We start from the raw sequence: 18,472 nt of genomic DNA, 5'->3' as shown, positions 1-18,472 counted from the left end.
AAGTTGAGTAGTTCTGCGTGCTGTCGGCGGGAACCGGACGCTCGCAGAATCCGTCTCAGATGCCGAACGCGGGCCGCCCCCGGCCCGCCGTGCCGAGGAGACGACCGGTGACCACCGCCCTGACCAGCTGGAACTGGCGTGTCGCGGCCCGCTGCCGCACGACCGACGCCGAGGGGTTGTTCGTGCGTGGCGCACAGCAGCGGGACGCGCGGGGTTTCTGCCGCGCCTGCCCCGTCCGCACCGAGTGCCTGGCCCACGCGCTCGACGAGGGCGTCGAGTTCGGGATCTGGGGCGGCACCACCGAGCGGGAGCGCCGGGCGCTGCTGCGCTCCCGCCCGGACGTCGAGAGCTGGGCGGACCTGCTGGGCGCGGCCCGGCAGGCCTTCTACGAGAACGAGGGGCGCGCGGCCGGGTGAGTAGATCGCCCGCGAGAGATGAGTGGGCGTCACCCATGTGCCCGGGGCCGCCCGGCGGGACCCTTCTCCTGGCACCGATGAATCAGGGACCGACTCCCGGTCTCCCCATCAGTGACCCAGACCACACAGGAGGCCCGCGATGTTCACCCCGATCTGCTGCCCCGGATGCACCGCCATCGTCATCGTCCCCGACTTCAGCGCCGACTTCGCGGCCCTGGGCCGGCGCTGCCCGTGCTGCGGCATCGACGTCAACGAGGCCCGCCACGCCGAGCTCGTCCCGGTCCCGGCGAGACCCTCAGCGGAGGGAGCGGACGGATCCCGCCGATGACGCGGGCGGGTCCTGGACCGCCAACCGCTCGCCGACGGTGCGCAGGCCGTCCAGGTCGGCGATGTCGCCCGCCACCGCGGGCACCCGCACCACCGGGACGGACGGGTGGGCGCCCGTGAACCGGGCGAGCAGCCGCTCCTCCCGGTCGGCGAGGTCGACCCGGTCCGCGTGCAGCCGCAACACGGCGCTCGCGAGCCGCGAGGACCCCGCGTTCTCCGCCGCCGTCCGGGCGCGCGCCGCCGACAGCGGCGCGAGGACCGGGTGGGTGCGGTTGAGCACCAGCCCGGCCAGCGGCATCCCCTCGCTGCCGAGCCGGTCCACGAAGTAGGCGGCCTCGCGCAGGGCATCCGGTTCGGGGGCCGCGACCACGAGGAACGCCGTCCCGTCCGACTGCAACAGCTCGTAGGTCTTCGTCGCCCGCTCGCGGAAGCCGCCGAACATGGTGTCGAAGGCCGCGACGAACGCCGACGCGTCCGTGAGCAGCTGGCCGCCGACGATCGTCGAGACCGCCTTGGTGAACAGGCCGAAGCCGGCGCCGACGACCTTGCGCAGCCCCTTGCCGCCCGCCCGCGCGGGCGCGGACAGCAGCCGGATCATGCGTCCGTCGAGGAAGCGGGACATCCGCTGGGGGGCGTCGAGGAAGTCCAGCGCGGAGCGGGACGGCGGGGTGTCGACGACGATCAGGTCCCACTCGCCGCGCGCGTGCAGCTGCCCCAGCTTCTCCATCGCCATGTACTCCTGCGTTCCGGAGAACGAGCTGGAGACGGTCTGGTAGAAGGGGTTCGCGATGATCTTCGCGGCCCGTTCGGGGGTGCTGTGCGCCTGCACCATCTCGTCGAAGGTGCGGCGCATGTCCAGCATCATCGCGTCGAGCGAGCCCGCGGCCGAGGCGGGTTCGTTGGACAGCTCGTCGAGCCCCAGCGCCTGGGCCAGCCGACGGGCGGGGTCGATGGTCAGCACGACCACCCGGCGTCCGCGCTCGGCGGCCCGCAGCGCCAGCGCCGCCGAGGTGGTGGTCTTGCCCACCCCGCCCGACCCGCAGCAGACGACGATGCGGATCGCCGGGTCGTCGAGCATCTCGTCAATCACGCGTGATCAGCTCCGCCAGCTCGTAGAGCCCGCCCAGGTCCACCCCGGCGAGGAGCTGGGGCAGCTCCACCCGCGGGACGTCCGCCTGCGCGGCGAGCCGCTCGCCCGCCGCCGTCTCCGCGGCCACCCGCACGGCGTGCTCGACGGTCTCGGCCACCAGCCCGTCGAGCACCTCGTCGGTGAGGTCCAGCCCGGCGGCGACCAGCCCGGTCCGGATCCGGCCCGCGTCCACCCGGCCGCTGGCCGCCGAGGCCACGGACCGGTCCGGCAGCCACTGCTCCCGCACCCGGTTCACGATCACCGAGCCGACCGGCAGGTTCGCGGCGCGCAGCTCGCGGATGGCGTCGAGCGTCTCGGTGACGGGCAGGTCCTCCAGCAGCGTCACCAGGTGGACGGCGGTGCGCGGCGAGTGCAGCAGCGCGACCACCCCCTCGGCCTGGCTGTGGATCGGGCCGGTGCGCGCGAGCTCGGCCATCGCCTTGGTGACGTCCAGGAACGTGACCAGCCTGCCGGTGGGTGGCGCGTCGAGCACCACGGCGTCGTACACCGGCCTGCCGTTCTCCGTGCGCGCCACGCACTCCTTCACCTTGCCGGTGAGCAGCACGTCCCGCAGGCCGGGCGCGAGCGTGGTGGCGAACTCGACCGCACCCATCCGCTTCAGCGTCCGGCCCGCCATGCCGAGCTTGTAGAACATCTCGAAGTACTCCAGCAGCGCGGCCTCGGCGTCCACGGCCAACGCGCGGACCTCGCCGCCCCCGGGCGCGACGGCGATCCGGCGCTCCTCGTAGGGCAGGGGCGCGGTGTCGAACACCTGGGCGATGCCCTGGCGGCCCTCCACCTCGACGAGCAGGGTGCGCCTGCCGTTCGAGGCGAGCGCCAGGGCGAGCGCGGCGGCGACCGTCGTCTTGCCGGTGCCGCCCTTGCCGGAGACCACGTGCAGACGAGCCGCCCACGGATCAGCGGGAGCACTCACGAGACGAAGCGTAGGCGCCGCCCCGGCCGACCGCGCGCAGGCGGCCACTCGCCGCACATCCCGCCCACCGACCCCGTACCGGGTGACGGGCCCCGGTTACTGTGCGACGCATGAGCGACCTGGTCAGGTGGGAGTACCTGAACGCCCCCCTGCTGATCCACAACACCAAGGCGATCCTGGACAACTTCGGCCGCGACGGCTGGGAGCTGGTCTCGGTCGTCCCCGGCGCCACGCCCGAGAACCTGATCGCCTTCTTCAAGCGGCCGGTGCAGTCGTGACCACCCCCTCGCAGCGCCTGGCCGAGCTGGGCCTCACCCTGCCCGCCGTCGCGGCGCCCGCCGGGTCCTACATCCCGGCGAAGGCCACCGGGTCGCTGGTGTTCACGGCGGGCCAGGTGCCGTTCGTCGACGGGAAGCTCCCGCAGACCGGCAAGGTCGGCGCGGACGTGACCGCCGAGGAGGCCGCGGAGCTCGCCCGGATCTGCGCGCTCAACGCGCTGGCGGCGATCGATGCGCTGGTGGGGATCGACAACGTCAAGGGCGTCGTCAAGGTCGTCGGGTTCGTGGCCTCCGCGCCCGGGTTCGGCGGTCAGCCCGGCGTGGTCAACGGTGCGTCGAACCTGTTGGCCGAGGTCTTCGGGGACGCGGGCCGGCACGCCCGCTCCGCGGTGGGCGTGGCGGAGCTGCCGATCGACGCCCCCGTCGAGGTCGAGCTGATCGTCGAGGTCGGGTCCTAGTGGACACCGCGGCGGCACACGAACTGCTCCTCCGGCTGGCCGGTCGGCTGCCGGACGACGTGTCGTGGCGGCTCCGGGACTGGCTGGCGGCGGGTGCCGCGGGGCCGGTCGGGTCGCTGCTGCCGCGGGCCCTGCTGCGCAACCGGATCGGCGTGACCGACCACGAGCGCGAGCTGCTGGGCGCGACCAGCTCGTCGCGGCTGGTGGACGCCGTGCTCCCGGGGGTCGAGCCGCCCGCCCCCTCGTTCACCGCGGGCCCCGAGATCCCCGATCTCGCCGTGCTGACGGCGATGGCGGTCGTCGCCGGGCGCGCCGAGGAGCTGCGGGACGCGCGACGCGGTACCCAGCGGGTCCTGGTCGTGACCGGCGCGGACCGCGCCTGGGAGCTGACCGGCACCCTGCAGCGGCTGCTGCGCGTGCACGGCGACCGCACCCCCTGCGTCGAGGTGCTCCCCACGGACCTCGAGCCGCCCGCCTACCACCAGGCCGCCATCGTCGGGTCCCGTCCGGTGTGGACGGCCCCGGCGCGATCCGGCGTGCCGGTCCCCACGAACTGAGGAGGGCCCGCGATGGCCCACACCCACTCACTGCTGCTGTCCCTCGCAGGCCGGGTCGACGACGACCTGCTCGCCACCGCGCGCGAGCTCGTCGCCGTGGGCGAGGAGCCGCAGGCGCTGGAGATCCTGGTCGCGACGCTGATCGCCGACCGCACCCCGCTGCCCGCAGACGTGCGGGCGCAGGTGGTGGAGCTCGCCGCGGGCCTCGACGTGGACGCCACGGAACTCGCCCCGGAGGGCGAGGGCCGGGTCCACGTCTTCGGACCCGGGCCGCAGACGCGGCTGCCGGAGCTGGTCGCCGCCGCCGCACCCGCAGGCTCGACGGCCCTGGTGACCTGGCGGAACACGCCGGCGGGGGGCGCGCCCGGGCCGGTGCCGCACCCCGTGGTGCTGGTGGAGCTGGGCGAGGGGTCCTACGCGCCCGAGGTCGTGTCCTACCGGTTGGGGGCGCACCTGGCGCGGGCCGGGTTCCCGGCGTCGGTGGAGGCGTACACGCCGGCCGACGAGCTGCCCGCCTACCAGCGCGCGGCGCTGGCCGCGACGGGCGTGCAGCGGCCGAGCCCGGTGCCGCGCGACAGCGGGCCGGCGCCCGTGGAGCAGCCGCCCACCGCGCCGCCCACCGCACCGACGATCGCACCGACGTCCACGCCGCCGACCGCGCCTGCGGAGGCGCTGGTGGATGCGCCCCCGACCGGCCCGGTCGTCGCGGCGGCCCCGGCCCAGTCCGTCGCGGCCCAGTCCGTCGTGACCCCGGGTGCGCCCGCGCCCGGCGAGGCGCCCGGAGCCCACCGCGGGCGGCCCCACGAGCCCGACTCCCCGTCTTTCGGCGGCCTGCTGACGCACCCGCCCACCTTCAGCACGACACCCGCCGGGCCGCCGGCCGCGGGTGGCGAGAACGGACTCGTGCCGCTGGTCGGCGTGCCCGGCAACGCGGGTGGGCCCGAGTTCGGCGGCCCGGACGCGGCCGGCCCGGGCGGTGCGGCGCTGCCGCCCAGGCCCGGGTTCCCGCAGCCCGACGGCCTCGCCGGGTCGGGTGTGGACCGGCGCGGTGTGAATCAGCACGGTGTGAATCAGCACGGGGTCGACCAGCACGGGCTGGATCAGCACGGCGTGGACCAGCACGGCGTGGACCAGCAGGGTGTGGACCAGCACGCCGCTGCTCCGGATCACCGGGCCCCCGCGCCCGGCGGTCACCTCGGCGGGTCCCCGGCCCCGGGCGGCCCCGTCGCCGGACCTCCGGCCCCGGGCGCGCACGCCGCCGGGCCCCAGGCCTCCGGCGCCGAGGCCCAGGCGCCGGTCCCACTCGTCGACGGCGAGCGCGGCCCCCGCCCGCCGGTCGCTCCGGGCGAGTCCGTCGAGTCCCGTCCCCTCCGTCCGGTGCCGCGGCCCTCGCCGGTCGCCCGCACCGAGTCGCGGCTGCCCGAGACCGGGGCCGCGTCGCCGGGCCCGGCGGAGCCGCCCACGGCGCCGTACGGCACGGAGCGGTCCCGCCGGTCGGGTCCGTCGCTGAGCGTGGTCCCGCCGGTGCCGGGTCAGGAGGTGTCGCGCGGGCCGCGGCCTGCACCCGTCACCCGGCCGACCCCGGTCGTCCCCTCCGACGCCGAGCCCACCCCGATGCGCCCCTGGCCGGTCACGGCCTCGCCCGAGGATCGGGACCCGCCGCTGCTGGCGTCCATGCACGATCCGTTGAGCGGCCCGCTGCGCGAGCCCCTGCTCGACGCCCAGCTCGACCGGGCCGACACCGGCCCCCTCGAGACGCCGCAGCCGGGTCCCGACCTCGGCGCGCCCTCGGACCTGTCGCGCTTCGCGGCCCCGTCCCCGCCCGCGGAACCGGGCCCCGCCTCGGTGGACGTCGACCCCGCGGCGGCCGAGACGCCCGGCGAGCAGCCGACGGTCCGCGACCCGGAACGGTCGTGGACGCAGGACTGGGCGTCGGGTGCCTGGGCGATGCCGACCCGCCGGGCGACCCCGGAGGACGGTGCGGCGAGCCCCGCCGGATCCCGGGAGGTCACCGGCCCGGTCCGGCCGGACAGCGAGCCGGCGCCCGCCGACGACGAGATCTCCGACCACGAGATCTCCGGCTACGAGACCGACGAGCCTGCGCGCGACGAACCCCCGGCGGACGTCTCGCCCGGCGCCGACCACTCCACCGAGGCCCCCGAGCCCGGTGGCCTCCAGCCGGCGCGCCGCGAGCCCGCGGACGCCCACCACACGGCCGACCTCGATCTCGAGGACCGCGACCCCGCGGAGACCGAGGCGGGCGGCGAGGGCACCGCCCTCGTCGCCACCGATCCGACAGCCGGACCGGACGAACGGCCCGCGGACGCCGAGCGGGACCCGGCCGACACCGAGGTCGCCGAGAACAGCGGGACCCCCGAGACCGCCGAGCACCCCGAGCACGCGGCCGACACCGGGACCGCGGACACCGACGACGACCCCAGCGTCGCTGCCGACGACGCGCCCACCGGTCGTCGGGCAGCCGTCGACGGGCGTCCGACCATCCAGGCGCTGCCGGGCGGACGTCGCCGGGCGCGGCACCGCCCCGAGGACGCCGACCCGTGGGGTTTCGCGGGCGAGGTCGCCGTCGGTGACGACGGGCTCCCCCCACCCCGCCCGGTCCCGCGGACGATCCCGCGGGTGCGCCGCGCGGCGGGGTCGGACGGCCCCGGCGGCCTCTTCGGCCCCGGTGAGGTGCCGCCCGCACGGGCGGACGGACCCTTCGGCACCGGCCCCCGGCCGGGCAACCCGGACGAGGGTCGGCCGGACCGCTCCGGGAACGGGCACGCCCCGACACCCGAGAACGGGGCGGACGGCGGGGAGACGGGCATGTCCCGCGCGTTCGACTCGCCCAGCCCCGACTCCCTGGCCTCGCTGTCGAGCCGGGAGCAGGAGCTGCTACGCAGGCTGCACCAGGAGCTCGCGGTGCGCGAGGAGCAGCCCGAGCGCCGCCGCAACGGCTCGGAGAACTAGGTCCGCACCAGGTCCCCTAGGACCACAGCAGGTCGGCGGCCCGGGCCAGCACCTCGTCCCGGGTCCGCCCCGGGTGGTCGGCGGCGAGGAAGTGGGCGCCGATCGCGGCGCAGAAGGCGAGCAGGCTGCGGGCCTCGACCTCGTCGGGGTCGGTGCAGACGGTGTGGAGGGTCTCGCGGAGGAGCCCCATCCGCCGGTTGTCCACCCGTCGCAGCCGGGCGGCCACCTGCGGGTCGCGCCGCGCCCAGTCCCGCACCGCCAGGTCGATCGGCAGCAGGCGCTCGCCGGAGAACGTGAGCATCCCGGCGCGGTGGGCCGTCGTCCGCGGGTCGCCGCCCTCGGCCTCGACCCGGGCGAGGACGCTGTCGACCGCCTCGCGCTCCCACGCGTCGAGCATCGCGGTGAGCAGGGCCTCCCGGTCCGCGAAGTAGCCGTAGAACCCGCCCTTGGTCACGCCGAGCGCCTTGGCCAGCGCCTCGACGCGCACGGCCTCCGGCCCGCCGTCCGCCAACGCGCGCAGCCCGGCCTCGACCCAGCTCTCCCGCGGTGTCCGCGCGACGCCCATCGCCGTCCTTCCCTCCTGTTGTACGCCACCGTATAGTGCCGATCTATACGGCACCGTATAGGAGGCGGCCATGCTCACCCGGACCGACTACCAGGACCACTTCCGCCATCGCGTCGCCACGTCCGCCCCGGCCGACCGGTGGGCGCGCGCCCTGTTCGGTGCCCGCCCGTCGCCGGGCGAGCGGTTCCTCTGGCAGGTCCTGCTCGGCCTGCGCCTGCACGCGGGACCCGACACGATCGCGGGCTGGCCGGTCGTCGAGCGGTCCCCCGAGTCCGTCCTGCTCCTCACGAACAGCAGGTGGATGACGGTGACCCTGCAGGTCACCGCCGACGACCACGAGATCGCCCTGACCACCCGCGTCCAGTACGACCGGCCCGTCGCGCGGGTGCTCTGGGGTGCCGTGCTGTCCCGCGGCCACCGCGCGTTGGTTCCCGGCGTGCTGCGCGCCGCACGCGTCTAGGAGACCCGCTGCGCGCCGCTCGCTACGGCCGCGGTTCCTCCGCCGCCTCCGAGACCAGCGCCTCGACCTGCGCGAGCACCTTCTGCAGGTGCAGGCTGCGCGCGGCCGACTGCGGGCCGTCGGTGCGTCCGGCGGAGACGTCCGCGAGGAACTCGTCGAGCAGCACGCCGTAGGCCACGGCGGCGTCCGCGGGGCGGTCGGTCACCCGGTGCCGCCCGGCGGAGCCGTAGGCCGTCACCTCCATCTCGGTGGGGTCCACCGGCATCGCAAGCGACAGGACGTACGTGCTGGTGGCGCCGCCCGCGTGGCGCAGCCCGAACCGCCAGAGGTCCGGCTCGCCGCGGTGCGCGAAGTCCACGCCGACCACCTCGCCCAGCGCCGCGTCGAGCAGGTCGACCAGGTGCGGCCCGATGTCGAGCAGCGCGCCGCGCTCGGCCCGCCAGGCCGACCCGGCGTAGGGCCCGCCCAGCAGTGCCCCCGACAGCCAGCGGGCGCTCCCGCTCGTCGAGACGTCCGCGGGGCCGGTGAACCCGGCCAGGAACTCGCGGACCGGCGGGTGGAAGCGGAGGGTGAACATGGTCGTCGAGACGACGCCTGCCGCCGCGATCGCCGCCGCGGCCCGTTCCGCCGCAGGCACGGAGTCCGCCAGCGGCTTGTCGAGGATCAGGTGCCGCCCGGCCTCCGCGGCCCGGACCGCGAGGGAACCCTGCACCGCGGGCGGCACGGCGAACGCCACGGCGTCCACGCCCGCGAGCAGCGCGGCGAGGTCCGGCTCGAACGCGGTGCCGTGCTCGGCCGCCAGCTCGGCCCCCGGCTCGGGACGCCGGGTCCAGACCCCGGCGAAGTCCACGTCCGGGTGGGCGGCCAGGGCCGGGGCGTGCACGCTGCGGGCCCAGGGACCCGCACCGATCAGTCCGATGCGCATGCGGCCATCCTGCCGTGGCGTTCTTCACTGTCACGACCACGGGCGCGAGGCCGTAGTGTCCGACGGGTGAGCGTCGATGGGGACACGCCGATCAAGGCGGCCGCGACCGTGCTGCTGCTCCGGGACGAGCCGGACCCGCCCGCCGGGGTGCCGCCGCTGCAGGTCTTCCTCCAGCGGCGGGTGAAGCAGATGGCCTTCGCGGGGGGCATGACCGTGTTCCCCGGCGGCGGCGTCGACCCGACGGACGTCCCGGACCCCGAGCGCTGGGCCGGGCCGGACGCGCAGGCGTGGGCCGACCTGTTCGGCATCGACCCGGACGTCGCGGGCCAGGCCGTGTCCGCGGCGGTCCGCGAGGTGTTCGAGGAGTGCGGCGTGCTGCTGGCGGGCCCGCCCGGCGGCCCGCCCGGTTCGCTGACCTCGCAGGCCCCGTTGTGGCGCAAGCACCTGACCCAGCACACCACGACCCTGAGCGAGATCCTCGTCGACTCCGGGTACGTGCTGCGGGCGGATCTGCTGCACCCGTGGGCACACTGGATCACCCCGCCCGAGGAGAGCCGCCGCTACGACACGCACTTCTTCGTCGCCGCGCTGCCCGCGGGCCAGGAGGCGGACGCGCACACGACCGAGGCGGTCGACGCCGGCTGGTGGCACCCCGGCGCCGCGCTCGCCGCCTGCGAGGCGGGCGAGCTGATGCTGATGCCGCCCACGCTGCTCTCGCTGCGGGACCTGAGCGCGTTCTCGACCACGGCCGAGGCCTTGGCGGCCTGTGCCGACCGCGACCTGACCCCGGTGCACCCCCGGTTCCGCCGGGACGGATCCGGCAGCGTGGTCATCCTCCCGGACGGGTCGGAGCACCCGTTCACGCCTCCCGTGGCGTCCTGATGGAGTACGGCCGCCTCCGCGAGGTCTCCCCCGTCGTCTCGGTGCTCCTGGAGCACAATCCCGGGCCGATGACCCTGGAGGGCACCAACACCTGGGTCCTGCGGGCGCCGGGCGAGCGCGAGTGCGTGATCGTCGACCCGGGCGAGGAGCAGGACGAGGAGCACCTGCAGCGGGTCGCCGCGCAGGGCCCCGTCGCGCGGATCCTGATCACCCACCGCCACCACGACCACTGCGGGTCGGCCCGCAAGCTCGCCACCCTCACCGGCGCACCGGTGCACGCGCTCGACCCGAGCGTCGGGTCGGAGACCCTGCGAGACGGCGAGGTGGTCGCCGCGGCCGGGTTGGAGTTCCACGTCGTCGCCACGCCCGGCCACACCACGGACTCGACGTCGTTCCTGGTCCACGGCCCCGGCGAGGGCCCGCCGCCGCTGCTGGCGGGCGACATGATCCTCGGCCACGGCACCACCGTGATCGCGCATCCGGACGGCGCGCTCGCCCCGTACCTGTCGAGCCTGGACTGGTACGCCGACCTGCCGCCGGGGACGCTGTGCCTCACCGGCCACGGCCCCGAGCTACCGGACGCCGCGGAGATCGCGAAGCACTACCGCACCCACCGCGGGCAGCGGCTGGAGCAGGTCCGCGCCGCGCTGCAGACCCTGCCCGCGGACGCGACGCCGCGCCAGGTCGTCGAGACGGTGTACGCGGACGTCGACCAGGCGCTGTGGGACGCCGCGGAGCTGTCAGTGAAGGCTCAGCTGGACTACATCCGCGGGTGACTCGATCGTGCGGCGGCGCAGCCACAACACCACGCCGACCAGCACACCGGCGACCCCGCCGACGGCGAACGCACCGGAGGCGCCCCACGCCTCCACCACGGTGCCCGCGACGGACTGGCCCACGGCCGCGCCGACCGTGATCGCGGTGACGACCCAGCCGAAGGCCTCCGTCTGGGTGCCCGGCGGGGCGACGACGTCGACCACCAGGGACTGTCCGGTCGTCTGCGGGGTGATCAGGCCGCCCGCCAGCAGCATCGCGACGACCAGCAGCGGCAGCGAGCTCGCGGTGGCCCACATGAGCAGCACGAGCACGCCGAAGCCCGCGACCAGGACCGGCATGCGCAGGTGCAGGGCACGCGGCCACGGCCGCATGCCGTAGAGGACCCCGACGATCACGGACGTGACCGACCAGGCCGACAGCAGGGCGCCGCCGAGCCACGGCTCGCCGTGGCCGCCCGCCACCGCGGGCACGCCCAGCTCCACGGCGCCGACGACGAGGCCGAAGCCGAGCCCGCTGAGGGCGGCGGTGCGCATCCCGGGAGACCCGATCGCGCCGAGCAGGCTCGGGCGGACGGCGGGCCGCATGGCGGGCGTGGCCCGCACGGGGCCCGTCAGGGCGAACCCGACGGCGCCGATCACCGTCGCGACCACCGCGACCGCGGTGCCCGTCCCCGGCCACGGGGTGGACGCCAGGAGGGCGGCGAGCCCGGGCCCGAGGATGAAGAACACCTCGAGGCTGATCGCCTCGTAGCTCAACGCGGCCTCGCGCCGTCGCCCCGAGACCAGGCGCTCCCAGAGGGCTCGGGTGGCCGCGGGCATCGCCGGCATGACCAGCCCGCTGGCGAACGCCAGCCCGACCACGACCGGCACCGGCGCGCCCCACTCGACCCCGGCGACCAGCGCCGCCGCGGCGAGGGCGAACAGGGTGGACACCACGAGCAGCACGCCGGACGGGCCGCGCCGGTCCATCAACCGGCCCTGCGCCACCGTGCCGATCGCGACGCCGACCAGGGATCCCGCGGACACCAGTCCGGCCGTGGCGAACGAGCCCTCGGCACGCTGCACGTAGAGCAGCGTGCCGAAGCTGTACATCGCGATCGGCAGCCTGCCGATCGCGGAGAAGACCACGGGCAGCGTGGCGCCGGGCACGGACAGTGCGGAGCGGTAGTCGGCGAGCGAAACGGACACGCTGACGAGGATCGCACAGTCTGGTACGCACGTACCAGTTTTTTTCCTGGAGACCTCGGTTACCCGAGGTCGGACCGGACCTACCGGGCGCGGCGCGCCAGGCGCTCGGGCTCCAGGATCAGCACGCTCTTGCCCTCGAGCCGGAGCCAGCCGCGGTGCGCGAAGTCCGCCAACGCCTTGTTCACGGTCTCGCGGGAGGCGCCGACGAGCTGCGCGATCTCCTCCTGGGTGAGGTCGTGGGTGACCCGCAGCAGGCCGGACTCCTGGGAGCCGAACTGGCGCGCGAGCTGCAGCAGCGACTTCGCCACGCGGCCGGGCACGTCGGTGAAGATCAGGTCGGCCAGCATGTTGTTAGTCCGGCGCAGCCTGCGCGCCAACACGCGCAGTAACTGCTCGGCGATCTCGGGACGCTTGCCGATCCACTCGCGCAGCGCGGCGCGATCCATCGAGAAGGCGCGGACCTCGGTCACCGTCGTGGCCGACGAGGTGCGCGGGCCCGGGTCGAAGATGGACAGCTCGCCGAACATGTCCGACGGCCCGGCCACCATGAGCAGGTTCTCGCGACCGTCCGGCGACTTCCGGCCGATCTTCACCTTGCCGCTCGCGATGATGTAGAGACGGTCACCCGGCTCGCCCTCACTGAAGATGACGTGCCCACGCGGGAACTCCACGGGCTCCAGAGCCTGGGCCAGCACTTCGGCTGCGTGCGGCTCCACACCCTGGAAGATCCCAGCCCGGATCAGAACATCGTCCACAACACCTGCTCCTCGTTCACATCCCTCGCGGCGTCAGCGGGGATCATCGGCGCGCCAGTCTAGGGGGTCAATCCGCCGGATGTGACGAGCACTGCAGCAACACCGTGCCCGATCGGGGTAATCGGACCGGAACATCGACCCTTGGAGCCCCCCACCCGGACGACCTGTGTGAGACCGAACGGGCTACGAGGACACCTTACTCCGTCGCGGCCCGCGCTTCCCGCCCCGGTTCCGGAGCCTGAACAGCTCCAACGCGCGGACGGTGCCCTGGCGGAACAGCGCCCGGACCTCGTCGGGCCGGGGACGCTCGAGCAGCTCGTCGAGCTCGTCCTGGCGCAGGGTGGACTCCCGCAGCCGGGACTCCACGCGCTCCATGCCCAGCGCGAAGAACATCACCAGAAGCGGTACGAGGACGGCCAGCCACGCAGTCATATCGGGGACGATGATGGCCTACCCGGCTCGCTCCGACGGCACCGGGGTCCCGGCGTGTCGCGATCGTGACGGGTGACCTGCAGTGATCCCCCGTGACTCTGCGTACCGACGACGGGAGTGTCGGTGGTCGGACGTAGTCTCGCGGGCGTGACCACCACACTCCGGCGCCCCACGAGCCGCGAGGTCGCGAAGCTGTCCGCGCGGATCTCCGCCGGGGAGAGCAGCATCGGCCGCGCGCGCCGGGTCGGGCGCATCCTGCGGGCCCTCGCCGTCGCCTATCCGGACGCGCACTGCGAACTGGACTTCACGACCCCGCTCGAGCTGGCCGTCGCCACGATCCTGTCGGCACAGTCGACCGACAAGAAGGTCAACGAGATCACCCCGCCCTTGTTCGCCCGCTACCGCACCGCGGCGGACTACGCGGGGGCGGACCGCACCGAGCTGGAGGAGTACGTCCGGCAGACGGGCTTCTACCGCAACAAGGCGAACTCGCTGATGGGCCTCGGCGCGGCGCTGGTCGAGCGGTACGGCGGCGAGGTCCCCGCGAACCTCGACGATCTCGTCACGCTGCCGGGAATCGGCCGCAAGACCGCGAACGTGATCCTGGGCAACGCGTTCGGCGTCCCCGGCATCACCGTCGACACCCACTTCGGGCGGCTCGTGCGGCGCTGGGGGCTCACCCGGGAGGAGGACCCGGTCAAGGTCGAGCACGAGGTCGGCGCCCTGATCCCGAAGAAGGACTGGACCATGGCGTCGCACTACGTGATCTTCCACGGGCGCCGGGTCTGCCACGCCAAGAAGCCGGCGTGCGGGGCGTGCACGCTGGCGATGGACTGCCCCTCGTTCGGGCTCGGCCCCGAGGACCCGGTGGCCGCGGCGAAGCTGGTCAAGGGCCCGGAGGCGCCGCACCTGCTCGCGTTGGCGGGGTTGGGCGAGGCGTGAGCGGGCCGCGGGCGGCCCTGCGCGGTCACGGCCGGGAACTGGTCAGCACGCTGGTGGTGCTGGCCCTGGTCGTCGTCGGTGTGGCGCTGCTGTGGCCGCGTGACCCCGCGCCGAGCACCCCCGCCGCGCCCGCGCCGACCGCGGCGGCGGACCTCACCGGGCTGCGCGCCCGCGCCGCCCTGCCGAGCTGCCCGTCCGACTCCCCGCCCGCCGGACCCCTGGCCGGGCTGAGCGTGCCCTGCCTGGGGAACGGCGCGCCTGCCGGCCTGGGATCCGGGCAGGCGCTGATCAACGTCTGGGCCTCCTGGTGCGCCCCCTGCCGGGAGGAGCTGCCCGCACTGGCCGAGTACGCCGCCCGCCCCGGGGCCGTCCCGGTGGTGCTGGTGGACATCCAGGACACCGATGCGGCGGCACTGCGCCTGCTCACCGAGCTCGGCGTGCGGCTGCCGTCGGTCACCGACCCGGACGGCGCGGTCCGCGCCGCGCTGCAGGTGCCGCCCGCGATCCCCGCGAGCTACGTCCTGCGCGCGGACGGCTCGGTGGCCCGCGTCGACCCGCCCGTCCCGTTCACGAGCGCGGACGAGGTCGCCGCGGCAGTGGAGACTCTGACCCGATGAGCACCCACCCCCTCCCCGGCGAACGGCGCGTTGGCTCACCGGATATGAGCGAACGCGCCGCTCGCTCACCAGGTATGAACGAACGCGCCGTTCGTCGTGCGGATGTGCGATGAGCGAGATCCTGCGTCCCGAGGCGGTGCCCGCGTTCCTGGAGCCGCTGCTGCGGGGGGTCGCGGGCGCGGGTGCGCGTGAGCTCAGCCCCCACCGCCGGCTCCCCCCGCCGCAGGCGACCCGGCGCGCGGCCGTGCTCATGGCGTTCGCCCGGGGACCGGAGGTGCTGCTCGTCGAGCGGGCCTCGACGCTGCGCAACCACGCCGGTCAGGTGGCCTTCCCCGGCGGGCGGCTCGACCCGGGCGACAGCGGGCCGATCGGTGCCGCGCTGCGCGAGGCCGAGGAGGAGACCGGGCTGGACCCGGCGGGCGTCGTGCCGCTGGCGTTGCTGCCGGAGATGTTCATCCCGCCGTCGGGCTTCGTGGTCACCCCCGTGCTCGCGCACTGGGCCCGGCCGACGCCGGTCCGGGCCGTCGACGAGGCGGAGACCGCGCAGGTCCTGCGGATCCCGGTCGCGGCGCTGACCGACCCCGCGAACCGGATCACCACGCTGCACCCCAGCGGGCACACCGGCCCGGCGTTCCTGGTGGCGGGGGTCCTCGTGTGGGGCTTCACCGGGGGCCTATTGTCCGCCCTGTTGGATCGTGCGGGATGGGCTCGTCCGTGGGACGAGTCGCGCGTTCTGGAGCTGGGCGCGGCCTGGTCGGCCGCCCGGTCACAGTCACAGCACACCGGGCAGGAGGCCGCGGGTACGTGAGGGGCGGGACATGAGCTGGGTCGACGTCGTGGTGGTCGTCCTGGCCCTGATCGCCGCCGTGTCCGGCTGGCGACACGGCCTCGCGGTCGCACTGCTGTCGTTCGTCGGCGTGCTCGGCGGGGCCGTCCTGGGCGTGCGGCTCGCGCCGCTGCTGGTGGACGGCATCGACGCGCCGACCACACGGATCATCGTGAGCATCGTCGTCGTGGTGTTGCTGGTCGCGCTGGGCGAGACGATCGGGGTGTACTTCGGCCGCAAGATCCGGGACCGGATCCGCGGCGAGAACGTCCTCACGGTCGACTCGACGCTCGGCGCGGTCGTGCAGGCGGTCACGGTCGTCCTCGCGGCCTGGCTGGTGGCGCTGCCGCTGGCGTCGGCGAGCTTCCCGGGGCTCGCGGCGAGCGTCCGCGGCTCCGAGGTGCTCAAGGGCGTCGACTCGATCATGCCGGACCAGGCCCGCAGCCTGCCCGCCGAGCTGCGCACGCTGCTGGACCGCTCGGGCTTCCCGGACGTGTTGAGCCCGTTCCAGGCCACCCCGATCCAGCAGGTCGGCCCGCCGGACCCGGCGCTGCTCACCCTGCCCGTGGTCTCCGAGGTGCGGGACCGGGTGCTGAAGATCCACGGTCGCGCGCCGTCGTGTCAGCGGCAGCTGGAGGGGACCGGGTTCGTGGTCGCCCCGCAGCGGGTCATGACGAACGCGCACGTCGTCGCGGGGACGAACGACACGACCGTCGAGATCGAGACCTCCCGCGGCGTGCGCCAGCTCGACGCGCGAGTGGTCAGCTACGACCCCGAGGTCGACATCGCGGTCCTCGCCGTGCCGGACCTGGACGTCGAGCCGCTGGTGTTCGCCCAGACCCCGGCCCGGGCGGGGGACGACGCGATCATCCTCGGCTACCCGCTCGACGGCCCGTACACGATCTCCGCGGGCAAGGTGCGCGACCGCATCCAGCTCCGCGGCCCGGACATCTACGACGCGAACACCGTCACCCGGGACGTCTACACCGTGCGCGCCAAGGTCCAGTCCGGCAACTCCGGCGGTCCGATGATCGCCCCCGACGGCCAGGTCCTCGGTGTCGTCTTCGGCGCGGCGCTGGACGACTCCGAGACCGGCTTCGTCCTCACCGCCCCCCAGGTCGCGCAGGCCCTCGCCCAGGCCCCCGCGGCCACCCGCGCGGTCGGCACCGGCACCTGCGCCGCCTGACCGGCCCGGGCCCCCGCGAGTCGGACATCCGGCGGCTCTCGATCATGGCGCTCCCGTGACGTAGCGTCGGCATCGTGGCCGACGACGTCCCACCGGGGTTCGCGCTGATCGAGACCTCGGCGTTCATCCAGCACCTCGGCGGGCTCTACCGCCATCCCGAGACCGGCGTCTTCGGCATGCGCACGCTGCCGGAACACGCGAACGCCCACCTCAACGTCCACGGCGGTTTCCTCGCCACCCTGGTCGACGTGGCGGTCTCCCGCGGAACCCGGCTCACCCTCGGCGACGGCTCGATGGTCAGCACCGTCACGATGACGCTGAACTACCTGGAGCCGGTGCCGATGGGGTCCTGGGTGGAGGCCCGCCCGAGGCTGGACCGGGCGGGCAGCCGGACCGTCTTCACCTCCTGCGAGGTGTCCGTCGGCGAGCTGCTGGTCGCCCGGGCCACGGCCGTCCTCGCGCGGCACCGCCCGAAGTCCTGACGTCCACCGCGAGGCCGGAGGTCGACGACCCGCGGCCCCTGATGCGGGACTCGCGTGAGGACGCGGTCAGACCTCGCGGGTGATGGTCTGGTCCCGGCCCGGGCCGACACCGATCGCGCTGACGGGGGCGCCCGTCAGCTCCTCGATGCGGTGGACGTAGGCCTGGGCGTTCGCCGGCAGGTCCTCGAACGTCCGGACGTGCGAGATGTCCTCGAACCAGCCCGGGAGCTCCTCGTAGACCGGGACGGCGTGGTGGACGTCCGTCTGGGTCATCGGCATGTCGTCCACCCGCTTGCCGTCGACCTCGTACGCCACGCACACCGGCACGCGCTCCAGCGAGGACAGCACGTCCAGCTTGGTGAGGAAGAAGTCCGTGATGCCGTTGACGCGCTGGGCGTACCGGCCGATGACGGCGTCGAACCAGCCGCAGCGCCGCGGGCGGCCGGTGGTGACGCCCACCTCGCCGCCCGTCTTGCGCAGGTACTCGCCGGACGCGTCGAACAGCTCGGTCGGGAACGGGCCCGAGCCGACGCGGGTCGTGTACGCCTTCAGGATGCCGATGACCCGGTCGATCTTGTTCGGCCCGATGCCGGAGCCCACCGCGGCGCCGCCGGCGGTCGGGTTCGAGCTGGTCACGAAGGGGTAGGTGCCGTGGTCGACGTCCAGCAGGGTGCCCTGGGAGCCCTCGAGCAGGATCGTGTCGCCCGCCTCGAGGGCCTGGTTCAGCAGCAGCCGGGTGTCCGCGATGCGGTGCTTGAAGCCCTCGGCCTGCGCGAGCACGCCGTCGACGACCTCGGCCGGGTCCATCGCCCGCCGGTTGAAGACCTTGACCAGCACCTGGTTCTTGAAGTCCAGGGCCGCCTCCACCTTCTGGTGCAGGATCTTCTCGTCGAGCACGTCCGCCACCCGGACGCCGACGCGCGCGACCTTGTCCTGGTAGGCCGGGCCGATGCCGCGACCGGTGGTGCCGATCTTGGACTTGCCCAGGAAGCGCTCGGTGACCTTGTCGATGGCCACGTGGTAGGGCATGATCAAGTGTGCATCCGCGCTGATCAGCAGGCCCGTGGTGTCCACGTCCCGCTTCTCGAGGCCCTCGAGCTCGGTCAGCAGCACGCCGGGGTCGACCACCACGCCGTTGCCGATGACGTTCTTGGCCCCCGGGGTGAGGATGCCGCTCGGGATGAGGTGCAGGGCGAAGTCCTGGCCGTCGGGCAGCACCACCGTGTGGCCGGCGTTGTTGCCGCCCTGGTAGCGCACGACCCACTGCACGGACCCGCCGAGCAGGTCCGTCGCCTTGCCCTTGCCCTCGTCGCCCCACTGGGCACCGATCAGCACGATCGCCGGCATGTGAGACTCCAGTCCTGGCT

At 74.7% G+C, this 18,472-nt stretch carries 21 protein-coding genes; 13 read left to right on the top strand and 8 right to left on the bottom strand.

The window, feature by feature from the left end; translation table 11 throughout:
* Positions 1-107 precede the first annotated feature (107 nt).
* Positions 108-416 carry a WhiB family transcriptional regulator gene (locus L3X23_RS25705; protein WP_281245842.1) on the top strand — a complete coding sequence of 103 codons (309 nt, stop codon included), beginning with the start codon at positions 108-110 and terminating at the stop codon, positions 414-416.
* A 295-nt stretch (positions 417-711) separates the two neighbouring features.
* On the opposite strand, the gene L3X23_RS25700 is transcribed toward L3X23_RS25705, so the two are convergent.
* A complete protein-coding gene (locus L3X23_RS25700) occupies positions 712-1,821 on the bottom strand; it encodes an ArsA family ATPase (RefSeq protein ID WP_237198125.1) in 1,110 nt (369 codons plus the stop codon).
* A gap of 4 nt (positions 1,822-1,825) precedes the next feature.
* Entirely contained in the window at positions 1,826-2,806 is a 981-nt protein-coding gene (locus tag L3X23_RS25695) for an ArsA-related P-loop ATPase (protein ID WP_237195233.1), read from the bottom strand.
* 119 nt (positions 2,807-2,925) lie between these two features.
* Between L3X23_RS25695 and L3X23_RS25690 the strand changes: the two genes are divergently transcribed.
* Genes L3X23_RS25690 through L3X23_RS25675 form a run of 4 tightly spaced genes read left to right on the top strand, consistent with a single transcriptional unit; the run spans position 2,926 to position 7,069 of the window.
* A complete protein-coding gene (locus tag L3X23_RS25690; protein WP_218129868.1) occupies positions 2,926-3,084 on the top strand; it encodes a DUF4177 domain-containing protein in 159 nt (52 codons plus the stop codon).
* Complete coding sequence (locus tag L3X23_RS25685; protein WP_237195225.1) at positions 3,081-3,542, top strand: RidA family protein; 462 nt, start codon at positions 3,081-3,083, stop codon at positions 3,540-3,542. The genes L3X23_RS25690 and L3X23_RS25685 overlap by 4 nt, the downstream gene beginning before the upstream one ends.
* The gene (locus L3X23_RS25680; RefSeq protein ID WP_237195223.1) at positions 3,542-4,099 is read left to right on the top strand and encodes a hypothetical protein; all 558 of its coding nucleotides are present in this window, start codon (positions 3,542-3,544) and stop codon (positions 4,097-4,099) included. Before L3X23_RS25685 ends, L3X23_RS25680 begins: the two co-directional genes overlap by 1 nt.
* A gap of 12 nt (positions 4,100-4,111) precedes the next feature.
* Positions 4,112-7,069, top strand: coding sequence for a hypothetical protein (locus L3X23_RS25675; RefSeq protein WP_237195221.1), 2,958 nt, complete (start codon positions 4,112-4,114; stop codon positions 7,067-7,069).
* A gap of 16 nt (positions 7,070-7,085) precedes the next feature.
* Here L3X23_RS25675 and L3X23_RS25670 read toward each other — a convergent pair whose 3' ends face one another.
* Entirely contained in the window at positions 7,086-7,634 is a 549-nt protein-coding gene (locus tag L3X23_RS25670) for a TetR/AcrR family transcriptional regulator (RefSeq protein ID WP_237195218.1), read from the bottom strand.
* Positions 7,635-7,704: 70 nt separating this feature from the next.
* On the opposite strand from L3X23_RS25670, the gene L3X23_RS25665 reads away from it, so the two are divergent.
* A complete protein-coding gene (locus L3X23_RS25665; RefSeq protein WP_237195216.1) occupies positions 7,705-8,094 on the top strand; it encodes a hypothetical protein in 390 nt (129 codons plus the stop codon).
* A gap of 22 nt (positions 8,095-8,116) precedes the next feature.
* Here the strand turns inward: L3X23_RS25665 and L3X23_RS25660 are convergent, their stop codons facing one another.
* Complete coding sequence (locus tag L3X23_RS25660; RefSeq protein WP_237195215.1) at positions 8,117-9,019, bottom strand: Gfo/Idh/MocA family protein; 903 nt, start codon at positions 9,017-9,019, stop codon at positions 8,117-8,119.
* Positions 9,020-9,085: 66 nt separating this feature from the next.
* Between L3X23_RS25660 and L3X23_RS25655 the strand changes: the two genes are divergently transcribed.
* Together L3X23_RS25655 and L3X23_RS25650 are read left to right on the top strand one after the other, a co-directional pair.
* A complete protein-coding gene (locus L3X23_RS25655) occupies positions 9,086-9,901 on the top strand; it encodes an NUDIX domain-containing protein (RefSeq protein ID WP_237195214.1) in 816 nt (271 codons plus the stop codon).
* On the top strand, positions 9,901-10,677 hold the full coding sequence (locus L3X23_RS25650) for an MBL fold metallo-hydrolase (protein WP_237195212.1): 777 nt from the start codon (positions 9,901-9,903) through the stop codon (positions 10,675-10,677). Before L3X23_RS25655 ends, L3X23_RS25650 begins: the two co-directional genes overlap by 1 nt.
* Here the strand turns inward: L3X23_RS25650 and L3X23_RS25645 are convergent.
* The 3 genes from L3X23_RS25645 to L3X23_RS25635 form a co-directional block, all read right to left on the bottom strand.
* A complete protein-coding gene (locus L3X23_RS25645; RefSeq protein ID WP_237195210.1) occupies positions 10,642-11,865 on the bottom strand; it encodes an MFS transporter in 1,224 nt (407 codons plus the stop codon). The two genes, L3X23_RS25650 and L3X23_RS25645, sit on opposite strands and share 36 nt — an antisense overlap.
* An 80-nt stretch (positions 11,866-11,945) precedes the next feature.
* A complete protein-coding gene (locus L3X23_RS25640; RefSeq protein WP_093085529.1) occupies positions 11,946-12,620 on the bottom strand; it encodes a Crp/Fnr family transcriptional regulator in 675 nt (224 codons plus the stop codon).
* 183 nt (positions 12,621-12,803) lie between these two features.
* Positions 12,804-13,052, bottom strand: coding sequence for a hypothetical protein (locus L3X23_RS25635; protein WP_093085532.1), 249 nt, complete (start codon positions 13,050-13,052; stop codon positions 12,804-12,806).
* Positions 13,053-13,199: 147 nt separating this feature from the next.
* Here L3X23_RS25635 and nth point away from each other — a divergent pair, with 147 nt between their 5' ends.
* The 5 genes from nth (at position 13,200) to L3X23_RS25610 (ending at position 17,105) form a co-directional block, all read left to right on the top strand.
* Positions 13,200-13,994 carry an endonuclease III gene (gene nth / locus L3X23_RS25630; protein WP_176921372.1) on the top strand — a complete coding sequence of 265 codons (795 nt, stop codon included), beginning with the start codon at positions 13,200-13,202 and terminating at the stop codon, positions 13,992-13,994.
* A complete protein-coding gene (locus L3X23_RS25625; protein ID WP_237195209.1) occupies positions 13,991-14,611 on the top strand; it encodes a TlpA disulfide reductase family protein in 621 nt (206 codons plus the stop codon). The genes nth and L3X23_RS25625 overlap by 4 nt, the downstream gene beginning before the upstream one ends.
* A gap of 109 nt (positions 14,612-14,720) precedes the next feature.
* Entirely contained in the window at positions 14,721-15,419 is a 699-nt protein-coding gene (locus tag L3X23_RS25620) for a CoA pyrophosphatase (RefSeq protein WP_237195208.1), read from the top strand.
* Between the two features lie 10 nt (positions 15,420-15,429).
* A complete protein-coding gene (locus L3X23_RS25615) occupies positions 15,430-16,623 on the top strand; it encodes a MarP family serine protease (protein ID WP_237195202.1) in 1,194 nt (397 codons plus the stop codon).
* A gap of 74 nt (positions 16,624-16,697) precedes the next feature.
* On the top strand, positions 16,698-17,105 hold the full coding sequence (locus L3X23_RS25610; RefSeq protein ID WP_237195190.1) for a PaaI family thioesterase: 408 nt from the start codon (positions 16,698-16,700) through the stop codon (positions 17,103-17,105).
* A 66-nt stretch (positions 17,106-17,171) separates the two neighbouring features.
* On the opposite strand, the gene L3X23_RS25605 is transcribed toward L3X23_RS25610, so the two are convergent.
* Entirely contained in the window at positions 17,172-18,452 is a 1,281-nt protein-coding gene (locus tag L3X23_RS25605) for an adenylosuccinate synthase (protein WP_237195188.1), read from the bottom strand.
* Positions 18,453-18,472: the final 20 nt, after the last annotated feature.

The organism is Pseudonocardia sp. WMMC193 (assembly GCF_021728735.1).
Lineage (GTDB): Bacteria > Actinomycetota > Actinomycetes > Mycobacteriales > Pseudonocardiaceae > Pseudonocardia > Pseudonocardia oroxyli.
This window is presented reverse-complemented; position numbering and strand designations above follow the sequence as displayed.

What these genes read in the sequence shown, in the direction of transcription:
- L3X23_RS25620 (WP_237195208.1), top strand. Translation starts at nt 14,721, where the DNA reads ATGAGCGAGATCCTGCGTCCCGAGGCGGTGCCCGCGTTCCTGGAGCCG.
- L3X23_RS25700 (WP_237198125.1), bottom strand. Translation starts at nt 1,821, where the DNA reads ATGCTCGACGACCCGGCGATCCGCATCGTCGTCTGCTGCGGGTCGGGC.
- L3X23_RS25665 (WP_237195216.1), top strand. Translation starts at nt 7,705, where the DNA reads ATGCTCACCCGGACCGACTACCAGGACCACTTCCGCCATCGCGTCGCC.
- L3X23_RS25675 (WP_237195221.1), top strand. Translation starts at nt 4,112, where the DNA reads ATGGCCCACACCCACTCACTGCTGCTGTCCCTCGCAGGCCGGGTCGAC.
- L3X23_RS25635 (WP_093085532.1), bottom strand. Translation starts at nt 13,052, where the DNA reads ATGACTGCGTGGCTGGCCGTCCTCGTACCGCTTCTGGTGATGTTCTTC.
- L3X23_RS25660 (WP_237195215.1), bottom strand. Translation starts at nt 9,019, where the DNA reads ATGCGCATCGGACTGATCGGTGCGGGTCCCTGGGCCCGCAGCGTGCAC.
- L3X23_RS25615 (WP_237195202.1), top strand. Translation starts at nt 15,430, where the DNA reads ATGAGCTGGGTCGACGTCGTGGTGGTCGTCCTGGCCCTGATCGCCGCC.
- L3X23_RS25605 (WP_237195188.1), bottom strand. Translation starts at nt 18,452, where the DNA reads ATGCCGGCGATCGTGCTGATCGGTGCCCAGTGGGGCGACGAGGGCAAG.
- L3X23_RS25670 (WP_237195218.1), bottom strand. Translation starts at nt 7,634, where the DNA reads ATGGGCGTCGCGCGGACACCGCGGGAGAGCTGGGTCGAGGCCGGGCTG.
- L3X23_RS25650 (WP_237195212.1), top strand. Translation starts at nt 9,901, where the DNA reads ATGGAGTACGGCCGCCTCCGCGAGGTCTCCCCCGTCGTCTCGGTGCTC.